Annotated in this window: 12 protein-coding genes; 6 read left to right on the top strand and 6 right to left on the bottom strand. The window is 68.6% G+C overall.

The genetic code is table 11. The annotated features are described in order from the left end of the window. Positions 1–7: 7 nt before the first annotated feature. Complete coding sequence (locus JWN21_RS00060) at positions 8–1,162, bottom strand: phosphoserine transaminase (protein WP_299645343.1); 1,155 nt, start codon at positions 1,160–1,162, stop codon at positions 8–10. Positions 1,163–1,387: 225 nt separating this feature from the next. On the opposite strand from JWN21_RS00060, the gene JWN21_RS00055 reads away from it, so the two are divergent. Together JWN21_RS00055 and JWN21_RS00050 are read left to right on the top strand one after the other, a co-directional pair. Next, entirely contained in the window at positions 1,388–1,996 is a 609-nt protein-coding gene (locus JWN21_RS00055; protein ID WP_367182883.1) for an extensin family protein, read from the top strand. 36 nt (positions 1,997–2,032) lie between these two features. Next, positions 2,033–2,920: a TIGR00730 family Rossman fold protein gene (locus JWN21_RS00050; RefSeq protein WP_299645341.1), complete on the top strand. Its 888-nt coding sequence runs from the start codon at positions 2,033–2,035 to the stop codon at positions 2,918–2,920. Between the two features lie 237 nt (positions 2,921–3,157). On the opposite strand, the gene JWN21_RS00045 is transcribed toward JWN21_RS00050, so the two are convergent. Continuing rightward, positions 3,158–3,907, bottom strand: a complete 750-nt coding sequence (locus JWN21_RS00045) for a cytochrome c family protein (protein WP_299645340.1) — start codon at positions 3,905–3,907, stop codon at positions 3,158–3,160. Between the two features lie 117 nt (positions 3,908–4,024). On the opposite strand from JWN21_RS00045, the gene JWN21_RS00040 reads away from it, so the two are divergent. Next, on the top strand, positions 4,025–4,921 hold the full coding sequence (locus JWN21_RS00040) for a prephenate dehydratase (protein WP_299645339.1): 897 nt from the start codon (positions 4,025–4,027) through the stop codon (positions 4,919–4,921). A gap of 85 nt (positions 4,922–5,006) precedes the next feature. On the opposite strand, the gene JWN21_RS00035 is transcribed toward JWN21_RS00040, so the two are convergent. The 4 genes from JWN21_RS00035 to JWN21_RS00020 form a co-directional block, all read right to left on the bottom strand. Continuing rightward, positions 5,007–6,206 carry an MFS transporter gene (locus JWN21_RS00035; protein WP_299645338.1) on the bottom strand — a complete coding sequence of 400 codons (1,200 nt, stop codon included), beginning with the start codon at positions 6,204–6,206 and terminating at the stop codon, positions 5,007–5,009. Further along, positions 6,206–7,516 carry an MFS transporter gene (locus tag JWN21_RS00030; protein ID WP_299645337.1) on the bottom strand — a complete coding sequence of 437 codons (1,311 nt, stop codon included), beginning with the start codon at positions 7,514–7,516 and terminating at the stop codon, positions 6,206–6,208. Before JWN21_RS00030 ends, JWN21_RS00035 begins: the two co-directional genes overlap by 1 nt. Before the next feature lie 143 nt (positions 7,517–7,659). After that, entirely contained in the window at positions 7,660–8,043 is a 384-nt protein-coding gene (locus tag JWN21_RS00025; RefSeq protein WP_299645336.1) for an OB-fold domain-containing protein, read from the bottom strand. After that, positions 8,043–9,197: a thiolase domain-containing protein gene (locus tag JWN21_RS00020; RefSeq protein ID WP_299645335.1), complete on the bottom strand. Its 1,155-nt coding sequence runs from the start codon at positions 9,195–9,197 to the stop codon at positions 8,043–8,045. Before JWN21_RS00020 ends, JWN21_RS00025 begins: the two co-directional genes overlap by 1 nt. 171 nt (positions 9,198–9,368) lie before the next feature. Here JWN21_RS00020 and JWN21_RS00015 point away from each other — a divergent pair, with 171 nt between their 5' ends. The 3 genes from JWN21_RS00015 (at position 9,369) to JWN21_RS00005 (ending at position 13,009) form a co-directional block, all read left to right on the top strand. Beyond that, positions 9,369–10,703, top strand: a complete 1,335-nt coding sequence (locus JWN21_RS00015) for an MFS transporter (protein WP_299645334.1) — start codon at positions 9,369–9,371, stop codon at positions 10,701–10,703. Beyond that, the gene (locus JWN21_RS00010; RefSeq protein ID WP_299645333.1) at positions 10,700–12,280 is read left to right on the top strand and encodes an AMP-binding protein; all 1,581 of its coding nucleotides are present in this window, start codon (positions 10,700–10,702) and stop codon (positions 12,278–12,280) included. The genes JWN21_RS00015 and JWN21_RS00010 overlap by 4 nt, the downstream gene beginning before the upstream one ends. A gap of 108 nt (positions 12,281–12,388) precedes the next feature. Beyond that, positions 12,389–13,009, top strand: coding sequence for a peptidylprolyl isomerase (locus JWN21_RS00005; protein ID WP_299645332.1), 621 nt, complete (start codon positions 12,389–12,391; stop codon positions 13,007–13,009). The last annotated feature ends 14 nt before the right edge of the window (positions 13,010–13,023 follow it).

Genomic DNA, 13,023 nt, shown 5'->3' with positions numbered 1-13,023 from the left:
TGACGGCTTAAGCGGCGGTCCGAGCCTCGGCGTACGCCCAGTCGAGCCAAGGTCCGAGCGCCTCGATGTCAGCGGTGTCGACCGTCGCCCCGCACCAGATGCGCAGGCCCGGCGGCGCGTCGCGATAGCCGGCGATGTCGAACGCGGCACCTTCCGCCTCGAGGCTAGCGGCCATGCGCTTGATCAACGCCTCGTCCGCGCCTGCGACGGTCAGGCATACGCTGGTGGTCGAGCGCGTCGCCGAGTCGGCGGCGAGGTGGCCGAGCCAGTCGCGCTCCGCCACGATCCGGTCCAACGCGGCGGCGTTCGCATCCGAGCGCGCGATCAGGCCGCCATCTCCAAGCGATTGCGCCCATTCCAGCGCCCAGATCGCGTCCTCGACCGCCAGCATCGACGGCGTGTTGATCGTCTCGCCCTTGAACACGCCCTCGGTCAGCTTGCCTTTCGACACGAGGCGGAACACCTTGGGCAGCGGCCAGGCCGGCGTGTAGCTCTCCAGCCGCTCGACTGCGCGCGGGCCCAGGATCAGCACGCCATGTGCGCCCTCCCCGCCGAGCACCTTCTGCCACGAGAAGGTGGCGACATCGATCTTGTCCCAGGGCAGGTCGTAGGCGAACACCGCGCTGGTCGCGTCGGCGAAGCTCAGGCCCTCGCGGTCGGCGGCAATCCAATCGCCGTCGGGCACGCGCACGCCGCTGGTGGTGCCATTCCAGGTAAACAGCACGTCGTGCGACCAGTCGACTTGGCGCAGATCTGGAAGCTCGCCATAGTCCGCGCGGATCACGAGGGGGTCGATCTTCAGCTGCTTGACGGCGTCGGTGACCCAGCCTTCGCCGAAACTTTCCCAGGCCAGTGTGGTCACCGGCCGCTGCCCGAGCATCGTCCACATCGCCATCTCATAGGCGCCGGTGTCGGAGCCGGGGACGATACCGATGCGGTGCGTGTCGGGGAGCTTGAGGACCGCGCGCATCAGGTCGATGCAATGCTGCAGGCGTTGCTTGCCAACCTTCGAGCGATGCGAGCGGCCCAGGCTGGCAGTGGCGAGTCGCTCCGCCGACCAGCCGGGTGGCTTGGCGCAGGGACCGGAGCTGAAGAAGGGACGGGCCGGTTTCATGGTCGGCTTCGTAACGGCGGCCCCAACGGCCGCAACGGTATCAGTCATGTATCTCTCCTTGCAGAGAGCACGCGCGGCGTTGGGACCGCGTGGCCCGTTCCGGCGGGTAGGGGAGTTTGCGGCGGTGCACAATCCCACAGTCACCCCGGAGATGGGTGCCCAGCAAAGTAGCACTTTGCTGGGACCCTTGTTCCGGGGTCCAACGTGCCGCAATCACCACCAATGTGGTCCGTGTGGAGACATGGATGCCGGCTCAAGCCCGGCATGACGGGAGTGGGGCTATTGGCTCTCGTCGCCTGTGGTCGCTCCGAGCGCCCCGCCGCGCAGCAGCAGATCGCCAAGCCCTCCGCGCGCGAAACCGCGCAATGCCATGCCGATCTGCGCGCGCAGTCGGTCGCGTTCCGCCCACTCCCCGACCGCCAGGCCGGTCCCGGCTGCGGCCTGTTCGGCGCGGTGCAGTTGCTGGAGATCGGCGTGCCGGTCACCAACCTGACCGGCATCCGCTGCGGTCAGGCACGCGCGTTCAGCGCCTGGGTGCGCTCGGGGGTAGGGCCCGCCGCGTTCCAGATCCTCGGCAGCGAACTCGCCCGCGTCGAGACCTTCGGCAGCTTCGCCTGCCGCAACGTCGCCGGGCGCGGCGACCGGCGCTCGGGACACGCGATCGCCAACGCGATCGACGTCGGCGGATTCGTGCTCAAGGACGGTCGCCGCGTCACCGTGCTGCGTGACTGGAAGTCGCCTGACCCGGCCGTGCGCGAGTTCCTGCAAACCGTGCGTCGCTCGGCGTGCAAGCGGTTCGGCACGGTGCTGTCGCCCGACTACAACGCCGCGCATGCGGATCACCTGCACCTGGAGGCGGATCGGGCCGGTCTGTGCCGGTGACTTGCGCATGACACGTTCGGTGCGTAACTCACTGGGATGACAGACACCCGTGTACCCTCCCGCGTCTTCGCGCGCGCCAAGCAGGACGCCGAGAGCGCCGCCACCGCCATCTCGACGCCGCAGACCGAGCATCCTTCCTACCGCCTTGCCTTTCAGGATCTCGACTTCCTGCTGCGCGAGGATCTGCGCCCGGTGCGATTCCAGCTCGAACTGCTCAAGCCCGAGCTGATCTTCGACGAGGCCAAGATCGCGTCGACCTTCGTCTTTTATGGCTCCGCGCGCATTCCGGAGCGGGAGAAGGCGCAGGCGATGCTGGATCTCGCCACCGACGACAAGGGCCGCCGACGCGCGGAGAGCCTGGTTGCGAAGAGCAAATATTATGATGTCGCGCGCGAACTGGCACGCCTGACCAGCCGGCTGCCGCGCGACGAGAAGGGCATGCGCCATTTCGTGGTATGTTCGGGGGGTGGCCCATCGATCATGGAGGCCGCGAACCGTGGGGCGCATGACGTGGGAGCGGAGTCGGTCGGGCTCAACATCGTCCTGCCGCACGAGCAGGCTCCGAACCCCTATGTCACGCCGGCGCTGGCGATGCAGTTTCACTATTTCGCGCTTCGGAAAATGCATTTCCTGCTTCGCGCGCGCGCGCTGGCGGCGTTTCCGGGCGGGTTCGGCACGTTCGACGAACTGTTCGAGCTGCTGACGCTGATCCAGACAGGCAAGATCAAGCCGCTGCCGGTACTGCTGTTCGGCCGCGAATTCTGGAACAAGGTGGTGAACTTTCCCGCGCTGGTCGAGGAGGGCGTGATCTCGGAACGCGACCTTGAGATCTTCACCTTTGTCGAGACGGCGGAGGAAGCGTGGGAAGTGGTGCGTCGCTTCTATGAGGAACGGGCGAAGGCAGAGCCGTCGCCGCCGGCTTGATGCGTAGCGCGGCCTGATGCAGCGTAGCTGCGGCACGACTCGCGCTAGCCCGGCCGGCGGGTCTCCTCGGCGAACCCGTCCGACGACGCGGCTTTGCCGCGGCGGGCCTCTTACACGTTGTTATGTCTCACGCTACAACGGCCGTCACGGGAGTGAATCCCGTGACGTCGAACGGTTTCGCTATGCGACCCGTCGGCCGGCCTTGTGCCAGTCAGCCGGACGTAGCCGGCTGCCGCACTAGCGGCCCACCTTCGCCCCCTGCCGCTGCGCCCCGGGGTCCACCGACGGCGCGCCAGACGCGGGCGTGCCGGTGTTGGCGATGTCGCCCGTCTCCGCGCGGCGGTCTGTCGCTACCGCGTCGATCGCGGACTTCGCGCCCGGTGCGGCATCCTGATTTTGCCCACCTTCGGTGCCCGGTGCGTTGCCGCCGGTCACCGGCGAGGCGCCAGCAGCCGCCGCACCCGGCGGCGGGGCGGCGGGAAGCGGCAGGTTGGACCCCTGCGCGTTCAGGTACGCCAGCACATTGGCGCGGTCCTCGCCCTTGGACAGGCCCGCGAAGGTCATCTTGGTGCCGTCGGCGAACTTGCGCGGGCTCTTCAGCCAGGCGTTCATCTTGTCCCAGTCCCAATTTCCGCCGACGCCCGTCAACGCGGAGGAGTAGGCAAAGCCCGGCTTCTTCGCGATCGGCTGGCCCATGATGCCGTGCAGATTGGGACCGATCCCGGTAGCTCCGCCGGGGACGATGGTGTGGCAGGCGGAGCATTTCTTGAACACGTCGGCACCCTTGCCCGCGTCGGCGCTGGCGAGCAGCGTCGCGATCGGCACCTCGGCCGCTTCGCCGCCCGTCTCGGCCGCGCCTTCGATGACGTAACCTTCCTTCGCCGGCTCCCCACCATGGAACACCATGCCGCCGACAATCGAAGCCGCCAGCGCCGCGCCGAAGGCGGCCAGCGTCCAGCCGGCGATCGTGTTGGTCCTGTTATCCATCGCGGGGGCGTGCTTCCTGATTGGGTGGGCTTTGAACGCCCAAACTCTTAGATGTGACCTTTAGGAAAGCGCCGCCCCTACCGCAACCCGCGTACCGCCGCTAACGGCGCAGGCGATATGGAGAGTTTCCCCACCCCCGCCCGCGCGCTCGTGTCGGCGATGACCGACGCCGCCGCCGGCGCGCCGGACCGCGCGGTCGCGTTTCAGGGCGCGCCCGGCGCCAACAGCCATGTCGCGGCGCGCGAGGCGTTCCCCGACGGCCTGCCGCTGCCATGCTTCGACTTCGCCGATGCGATCGACGCGGTGAAGGAAGGCCGTGCGGATTGCGCGATCATCCCGATCGAGAACTCGCTCCACGGGCGCGTGGCGGACATCCACTTCCTGCTGCCCGAATCGGGGCTGGTCATTACCGGGGAGCATTTTCTGGGCATCCGCTATGCCTTGATGGGAAGCGGACCGCTGTCCGAGGTGCGCGAGGCGGTGAGCCACCCGCAGGCGCTCGGCCAGTGCCGCCACTGGCTCAAGGCGCACGGCATGACGCCGGTGAGCTACCCCGATACGGCCGGTGCCGCCGCGCTGGTCGCGCAGCGCGGCGACCCTTCGGCGGCGGCGCTCGCGCCACCAGGCGCGGCGGCGCTGTACGGCCTCGACATACTGGCGAACGATATTGCCGACGCCGAGCACAACACCACCCGCTTCGTGGTGCTCGCGCGCGGCGGCACACGGCCGGCAGGGGAGGGGCCGTGGATGACGACGCTGATCTTCGAGGTGAGGAACGTGCCGGCCGCGCTGTACAAGGCGCTCGGCGGCTTCGCGACCAACGGCGTCAACATGACCAAGCTGGAAAGCTACCAGCGCGGCGGCAGCTTCTCGGCGAGCGAGTTCTTCGCCGATGTGGAAGGCAAGCCTGGCGATGCCGGGCTGGATCGCGCGCTCGACGAGCTGGGCTACCACGCCAAGTGGCTGCGGGTGTTGGGGACGTATCGCCGGGCGCGGGAGCGGGGTTCGGCCTGAGGAGCCGGCGGAAGGCCTTCTTCCCCGGCGGAAGCCGCGCCTAGTCCGCGGCGCGGCAGACTGGCCCGACTTCCGTCGGAGAAAGTTATAGAGCCGGGACTCGAGCCCGCCCCGCCGCACTCAGCGCCAACAAAATCGCTGGCGCGACCACCAGTGCGGCGATCACGAACGGCGCGTCGATCGACACGCCCGCGAACGCCAGCCCCGCCGTCAGCGGTCCCGCGACTCGCGCCAGCGCGCCGCAGGCATTGTTCAGCCCCAGCACCTGTCCCTGCTTCGCCGGATCGGCGGCGCGGCTGATCAGCGCGCCGACATTGGGCCAGCTGACCGATTGACCCAGCGCGGTCAGCGCCATCAGCGCGGTGGTCATCGCGATCCCCGTCGACTGGGTTTGCAACGCGCAGCCGATCACCGTCAGCGCCATGCCGACGGCCAGCACGCGCGCCTCGCCGAACCGTTCGGAGAGCGGCCCGGTGACGAAGAACTGCGTCACCGCCGACACGCCGCCCGCGACCGCGAAGCACCACCCGACCTCCTTCGGCCCCCAGCCGAACCGCGCCTCGCCCCACAGCCCGAACACCGACTCGATGCCGGTGAACGCGAACCCGACCAGGAAGGTGAGCAGCATCAGCCGGCCGATCACCGGATGGCGCGTCACCTCGCCCAGCGCGGCGAGGCGGCTCTGGTGCGGGCGCTCCTCGCGGTGGGTGAGCGGCTCGCGGATGAACAACAGCAGCGACACCAGCGCCAGCGCGGAAAAGCCGGCGGCGATCAGCAGGGGCACGCGGAACCCCGCCGACCCCGCTTCCGGATGCGCGAACACGCCGCCGATCGACGGGCCGACCACCAGCCCCAGGCTCGCGGCCGCGCCGATCCAGCTCAGCCGCCGCGTCCGCTGTTCGGGCGGAGTGACGTCGGCGATATAGCCCTGCATCACCGCGCCATTGCCGCTTGCCGCGCCGCCGATCAGCCGGATCAGGAACGCCGTCCAGACATCACCGGCAAAGGCCAGTGCCAGATAACAGAGCAGGTTGCCGGTGACGGTCGAGATCAGCAGCGGCTTTCGGCCCAGCCTGTCGCTCAAACGCCCCCAGAACGGCTCGCCGAAGAATGCGCCGATCGGAAAGGCGGAGAAGATCAGCGCGATCTGCCACGGCGCGGCATCGAATGACTGCGCGTAGAAGGGCAGCAGCGGAATGATGATCCCGAAGCCCAGCATGTTGATGAACATCACGCCGACCAGGCTGGCGGCGGCAAGAGCGGGATCCGGGGTTCCGGTGCGCATCAAGCCTCGGGCGTGCCGAGATCGTCGAATACGACCGCCGGGACGCGCCGACGCGGTTCGCGGACGCGGAACAGCAGCACCAGCAGTGCGGCGACGAGAAAACCGAGCGCCACCGCCATCAGCACCCGCGCGCCCAGCAGGTGTACCACGAGCCCGCCGATCAGGGGGCCGGCGGCGGCGATCGTGCCTTCCACCGTCGTGGACAGCGCCAGCCGCATGGCGGTGTCCTCGCGCGCGCCAAATTCCAGTACCATGGTGGTCGCACTCATCTGATAGCCCGACGCCGCCGCGCCCAAGAGGCAGAAGCTCGCCACGATCACGCCGGGTGTGGCCGCGAGCAGCAGCATCGCGATCCCGCCGATCCACAAGGCCACCGCCGCGATGAATGCCGCGCGAAAGCCGAGCCGGTCGCCCATCTGGCCCCAGAGCAGGTTCGACAGCGTATCTGCGCCGAGGAACGCCAGCGACAGCAGGCCGATGGTGCTGCCGTCCATCCCCATCCGCTCGGCCGCGATCAGCACATAGAAGGGGGCGCCGACCCGCCCCGCGATCGCCAGCCCCTGCGCGATGATGAACCAGCGATAGTCGGGATCGGAGAGCAATTCGGGCAGGTCGCGCATGCGCTCTCGCAGGGAGACCTGCCCGCGCACGGTCACCGCATCCGGCTCCTTCATCATCGCCTGCAGGGCGAACAGCCCCAGCGAGGTGAGCACGAAGGTGACGAAGAAGGTGGTGGCATAGCCGTTCCCCCACACGTCGCGCTCGATCAGGTACGCGCCCGCCCAATAGGACATCACCGCCGCGATCGCGCCGCCGGTCAGGTTGCGATAGCCCTGCAGCCGCCCGCGCCTGGCGATCGGGATGACCTTTGACATCAGCATCTGGAATGCGACGCGCTGCGTGCCGGTGAAGATGCCAAGCAGGAAGAACAGCATCAACGTCACCGCGACCAGCGCCCAGCCGCCGAGAAACCAGCCCGCAAGCGCCAGTCCCAGGATCTGCACGCGCATCAGCCCGCCGACGCGGATCGCGTAGGGCAGCACGCGCGCGCGATGTTCGATGCGCGCCGCGCCGACGATCGGCGACAGGATCGCGCCCAGTTGCAGCAGCGACTGGCCGAGCCCGACCATTGCCGCCGAACCGGTCAGCAGCAGGATGTAGCTGGGGATCAGCGTCGGCGCGTACATCACCCGAAAGCCGGTCAGCCCCAGCATGCCGTGGATGAAGTGCCCGGTGAAATTGCGCCGGAGGTGGCGCTGGACGAAGGCGTCGTCGTCGGCCTGGCGTTGTGCGAGGGTGGCGTCAGTCATGGCGCAGGTGGTTCCGACCCACTTCTTCGTCACCCTGAACTTGTTTCAGGGTCCACGCGATCACCTCGACGTCTGACGTGCCGCCGATGTCGCGCATGGATGCTGAAATAAACTCAGCATGACGGAAGAAAGGGTTCGTCACCTCACTCGGGTGTGAAACAGGGCAGGGGCGGACCGCCCTCGCTCGGGACAAACGACACCCTCACCCGCTGCCCGATTGCCAGCGCATCGTAATTGTCCGTCGCGATGTTGGTCAGCACCGCCGGCCCTTCGTCCAGCGTGACATAGGCCAGCGTGAACGGCGCGTCCGGCCCGCGCCGCATCGTCGACAGGCTGTAGATCGTCGCGGTCCCCGCCGCCTCCATCCAGCGCGTGTCGGCGGACAGGCAGAATGGGCACAGCGCACGCGGATAGTAATGCGGCTCGCCGCACGCGCCGCACCGCTTGATCAGCAGCTTGCCCTGTGCGGCGGCGTCCCAGAAGGGCTGTGTCTCGGGCGTGACCTCGGGAACGGGAAGCTTGCGCATCACTGGCGCTCCATAATGAGCGTGGCGGCGCCATGCCGCGCGCCTAGCGAGCCGCCAATGCCGGTCGCCACCGCCAGATCGCAGTTCGGCACCTGGACCGCCGGATGGGCTTCGCCGCGCAGCTGCCGCACCGCCTCGATCACCTTGGTGATGCCGCCGCGGTTGGTGGGATGGTTGTTGCACAGGCCGCCGCCGTCGGTGTTGAACGGCAGTTTGCCCGTGCCTGAGATCAGATTGCCGTCGGCGACGAACCTGCCGCCCTCGCCCTTGGCGCAGAAGCCCAGATCTTCCAGTTGGATCAGCACGGTGATCGTGAAGCTGTCATAGATCGACGCGTACTTGATGTCGGCCGGCGTCACCCCCGCCTCGGCGAAGGCGGTCGGCCCGGACACGGCGGCGGCGGAGGTGGTCAGGTCCAGGTTGCGCCCACCCTGCGGCCCCTTCACCGCCTCGCCCGCGCCGCGCACCGCGACCAGCGGGCGCTTCAGTTCGCGCGCGATCTCGGGCGCCACCACCAGCAGCGCGCCGCCGCCGTCCGACACTACGCAGCAATCCAGCCGATGCAGCGGGTCCGAGATCATCGGGGAGGCGAGCACGTCGTCCACGCTCACCACGTCGCGCAGCATCGCGTGCGGGTTGTGCTGTGCGTGGTGGCTGGCCGCGACCTTGATCCACGCCAGCTGTTCGGCCGTGGTGCCGAACTCGTGCATGTGGCGCGCGGCGCACATGCCGTAGCTGTTGTGCGTGCTCATCCCCACCCAGCCTTCGAACGGGGCTTCGGGCGCGCCGCCGGGGAAGCGGCGGAACGGTTCGGAGCGCGGCCGTCCCGCCAGCGTGATCAGCGCCACGCGGCACTTGCCCGCCGCGATCGCCTGCGCGGCGTGGCCGACATGAAGGATGTAGGACGAGCCGCCGGTCTCGGTAGAGTCGGTATGCCGGACGTTCAGCCCCAGATAGTCGATCATCGACAGCCCGCCGAAGCCGGGCGCGTCGCCCGCGCAGAAATAGCCGTCGACGTCCGTCACGCTCAGCCCTGCGTCGGCCAGCGCACCCGCCGCGCACTCGGCGTGCAGCTGCGGCGTCGTCTTGTCGGGTGCAAGCCGGGTGGGATGCTCCCACGCGCCGGCGATATAAGCCTTGTTGCGTACCGTCATCGGCATGAACCCCTGTCGCTCCACCGCTCTGGCGAACCGCTACACCGTGCGTCAACCCGCATACCGACGTTTCTGAACGGGAACGGTGCTTGACGTGACAAGGCCCGTACCGCACCGTCCAAACGTTGAACGCGAGCGAAGACTTGCGCGGCGCGTACAGGAGAAGATTGCATGGGCATTGGCACAACGCTGACGGGTGAGGACCAGATGGTCCAAGGCCAGATAGCCGAGGACCAGATTGCTCAGGACCGGGCGACCCGGCGTCGGACATTGACGCTGGCGTTGCTGACGCTGACCTATTTCTTCAGCTACATGGACCGGCAGATCCTGGCGATCCTGCTGGAGCTGATCAAGGCCGACCTCCAGCTGTCGGACACGCAACTGGGCCTGCTGTCGGGCCTGGCGTTCGCCATCTTCTACGCGGGTCTCGGCATCCCGGTCGCGCGACTGGCGGACCGCAGCAACCGGCGCAACATCATCGCCGTGTCGCTGGCGCTATGGAGCGCGATGACGGTGGTGTGCGGCGTCGCGCAGAACTTCTGGCAGCTGCTGCTCGCCCGCATCGGCGTCGGCATCGGCGAGGCCGGGTCCAGCCCGCCCAGCCATTCGATCATCGCCGATCTGTATCCGGTCGAGAAGCGCGCCAGCGCGATGGCAATCTATACGTTGGGCGTCGTGCTGGGCGGTGGCTTTGGCACCTATATCGGGTCCCAGCTGGCGGACGCGTATGGCTGGCGCGTCGCGATCATGGCGATCGGTGCACCGGGCATTTTGCTGGCGATTATCGTGCGCCTGTTCGTCGTGGAGCCGCGGCGTGGCCAGTCTGAGGTGACGCGGGTGGTGGACACCAGCGCTATGCCGAGCATGCGATCGGCCTTCGCCGACATGTGGCGCAATCGTGCCGCGCGACATCTGGTCGCCGGCGTCACGCTGACCTCGCTGATCGGCTATGCGCTGACCGCGTTCGGACTTAGCTATCTGCAGCGTTCGCTGGGCTTTTCCATCACGCAGGCGGGATTGTTCGGCCTGGTGGCGGCGCTGCTCGGCACCGTGTCCGGTGTGGGCGGGGGACGGCTGGCGGACTGGTCGGCCAAGCGTTGGGGCATGCACGCGCAGAGCTGGATGGTGGCGTGGCTGAAGGTCTTGGCGTTGCCCTTCACCCTGCTGTTCTACCTGACGGACATCCCGACGGTCGCGATTGTGGCGTACGGCATCCAGATCCTGTTCGCGTCGAGCTATCTGGGGCCGACCTTCGCGCTGCTGCAGGGGCTGGCGCCGATGCGGATGCGTGCGACCTGGGCGGCGATCACGCTGCTGGTCATCAACATGATCGGGCTGGGGCTCGGGCCGACGTTGATCGGCGTGATCAGCGACTTGCTGGTCCCGTGGGCGGGCAAGCAGGATTCGCTGCGCTGGGCGCTGGTCATCATGGCGAGCGTGACGCCGTGGGCGATCTTCCATTATTGGCGCGCAGGCGTTGCGCTCAGGCGGCAGGCGGCGGCGTGACGACGTTCGATGCAGCGCTGATCGAGCGGCTGGAGGCCGCCGCGCACGTCGGCATGACCGCGGCGGTGTGGGCGGACGTCCAGCCGCAGGCCCGCGCGGTGCGCGACCCGGACGCGACGTGGTACGACTTCGCGGCGGTCAACGCCCGCGCCAACCGGCTCGCGCGGCTGCTCCGCGCGCGCGGGCTGCGGGCCGGCGACGCGGTGGCGCTGGTCTGCTCCAACCGCGTCGAGTTCGTCGACGCGCTGTTCGCGACGCGCCGGGCCGGGCTGAGGCTGACCCCGATAAACTGGCACCTGTCCGCCGACGAGGTCGCCTACATCGTCGCCGATTGCGAGGCCAAGGCGGTGCTCGCCGAACCGCGCGTCGCCGGCCTTTCGCCGTTGCTCGCCGCGAACGACCGCGTCACCGTCCGCCTCGCGATCGGTGGCGAACTCGACGGGTTCGAGCGCTACGACGCTGCGCTCGCGGATTATGACGACAGCGACCTGACCGACCCGGTGCTCGGCTCAACGATGCTCTACACCTCCGGGACGACCGGCCGACCCAAGGGCGTTCACCGGCCAAACGCACCGGTCATCCCACAGACCGCCTATGCATTGCGCGGCTATCACCAACCGGACCTGGTCCAGCTCTGCGCCGGCCCCGCCTATCACGCGGCCCCCCTAACGTTTGACGTCGCTGCCGCGAGCGGTGCTGGCGCGCCGCTGATTTTCCTCGACAAATGGGACTCGGAGACGGTGCTGCGGACCATCTCTGAGGAGAAGGTCACGCACCTGCATCTCGTCCCGATCATGTTCCAGCGGCTGCTAGCGCTGCCCGGTGCGATCAAGGCGCGCTACCCCGTCGATCACGTGCGCCACATCATCCACGGTGCCGCACCCTGCCCGCCGGAGGTGAAGCGCGCGATGATCGACTGGTTCGGCCCCGTTCTGCACGAATATTATGCAGGGTCGGAGGGCGGCTCGGGCTTCATGATCTCCAGCGAGGAATGGCTGCGCAAGCCGGGCAGCGTCGGCAAGCGCCCGCAACTGCTGCAGGTCCGCATCCTCGACGAGGCGGGTCGCGCGCTACCAAACGGCGAGGAGGGCGGCATCTACCACCAGGTCCCGCCCGGCGCGGACTTCAGCTATCATGGCGATGCCGGCAAGACCGCGAGCACCCGCGTCGACGGCTTCTTCACCATGGGCGATATCGGCTATTTCGATGCGGAAGATTACCTGTTCCTGACCGGGCGCAGCGCCGAGACGATCATCTCCGGCGGCGTCAACATCTACCCGCAGGAGGTCGACAACGTGCTGCTCGGTCACCCGGCGGTGGCGGACTCCGCGACCGTCGGTGCCCCGCATCCGGAGTGGGGCGAGGAAGTACGCGCGGTGGTGATGCTGGCGTCCGGGTACGCACCGTCCGACGCGCTGGCGGCCGAACTGCTGACCTTTGCCCGTGCGGCGCTGCCCTCATTCAAGGCGCCGCGCGCGCTCGATTTCGCCGCCGATCTGCCGCGCTCGGAAGCCGGCAAGATCCAGCGCAGCAAGGTCAGGGCACCCTATTGGGCGGGAAGGGACCGGCAGATCTGATCCGCGTCGTTTGGAGTCCCGCCGTCGATCCATTCCCCTCCCCGGCTTCGGCCGGGGAGGTGCAGAAGGCCGGTGACGAACGCAGGAGGCGGGCGTAGGGGACCCCGGATGCGCGTCCTCCTCCTGCCCCTGCCCCTGCTCCTCGGTGCCGCGCCGCCCGAACCCGCCACCGTGCGCGTTCGCCTCGACACCGCCGCCGGGCCGATCACGCTAGCGCTCGACGCTCGGCGCGCGCCGAAAACCACCGCAAACTTCCTGCGCTATGTCGATGACGGCCGGTTCGAGGGCACCCGCTTCTTCCGCGCGGCCCGCCGCAGCCGCACGCCGGGCGGGTTCGTGGAGGGCGGGATCGGCACGGATCCGCGTCGTGTGCTGCCGGGCGTGCCGCTGGAGCCGACCAGCCGCACCGGGCTACGCCACACCGACGGCGCGATCTCGATGGCGCGGTTCGAGCGCGAGGATTCCGGCACGGGCAATTTCTCGATCATGGTCGGCGCCAACCCGTCGCTCGACGCGCGGCCCGGCCGGCCTGGCTATGCCGTGTTCGGCCGCGTCATCGCCGGCATGGCTGCGGTCAAGCGGATCCTGGCGCAGCCCACCGCGCCCGGCGGCGTCGGCGCGATGAAGGGACAGACGCTCGCGCGGCCGGTGGTGATCGTTCGCGCGGTGCGGCTCGACGGCACGGCCAAGCCTACTGGCGGTCCCAAGCCATGGGCGCTGGGCCTATGAGCGTAAACGTGAAC

The sequence above is a fragment of the Sphingomonas bacterium genome (genome assembly GCF_028292945.1).
Classification (GTDB): Bacteria; Pseudomonadota; Alphaproteobacteria; order Sphingomonadales; family Sphingomonadaceae; genus Sphingomonas.
The sequence above is the reverse complement of the archived record's forward strand: the minus strand, read 5'-3'. Positions and strand labels throughout refer to the sequence as shown.

Coding starts and splice junctions, on each gene's coding strand:
- JWN21_RS00060 (WP_299645343.1), bottom strand. CDS start 1,162: ATGACTGATACCGTTGCGGCCGTTGGGGCCGCCGTTACGAAGCCGACC.
- JWN21_RS00050 (WP_299645341.1), top strand. CDS start 2,033: ATGACAGACACCCGTGTACCCTCCCGCGTCTTCGCGCGCGCCAAGCAG.
- JWN21_RS00045 (WP_299645340.1), bottom strand. CDS start 3,907: ATGGATAACAGGACCAACACGATCGCCGGCTGGACGCTGGCCGCCTTC.
- JWN21_RS00040 (WP_299645339.1), top strand. CDS start 4,025: ATGGAGAGTTTCCCCACCCCCGCCCGCGCGCTCGTGTCGGCGATGACC.
- JWN21_RS00035 (WP_299645338.1), bottom strand. CDS start 6,206: ATGCGCACCGGAACCCCGGATCCCGCTCTTGCCGCCGCCAGCCTGGTC.
- JWN21_RS00030 (WP_299645337.1), bottom strand. CDS start 7,516: ATGACTGACGCCACCCTCGCACAACGCCAGGCCGACGACGACGCCTTC.
- JWN21_RS00025 (WP_299645336.1), bottom strand. CDS start 8,043: ATGCGCAAGCTTCCCGTTCCCGAGGTCACGCCCGAGACACAGCCCTTC.
- JWN21_RS00020 (WP_299645335.1), bottom strand. CDS start 9,197: ATGACGGTACGCAACAAGGCTTATATCGCCGGCGCGTGGGAGCATCCC.
- JWN21_RS00015 (WP_299645334.1), top strand. CDS start 9,369: ATGGGCATTGGCACAACGCTGACGGGTGAGGACCAGATGGTCCAAGGC.
- JWN21_RS00005 (WP_299645332.1), top strand. CDS start 12,389: ATGCGCGTCCTCCTCCTGCCCCTGCCCCTGCTCCTCGGTGCCGCGCCG.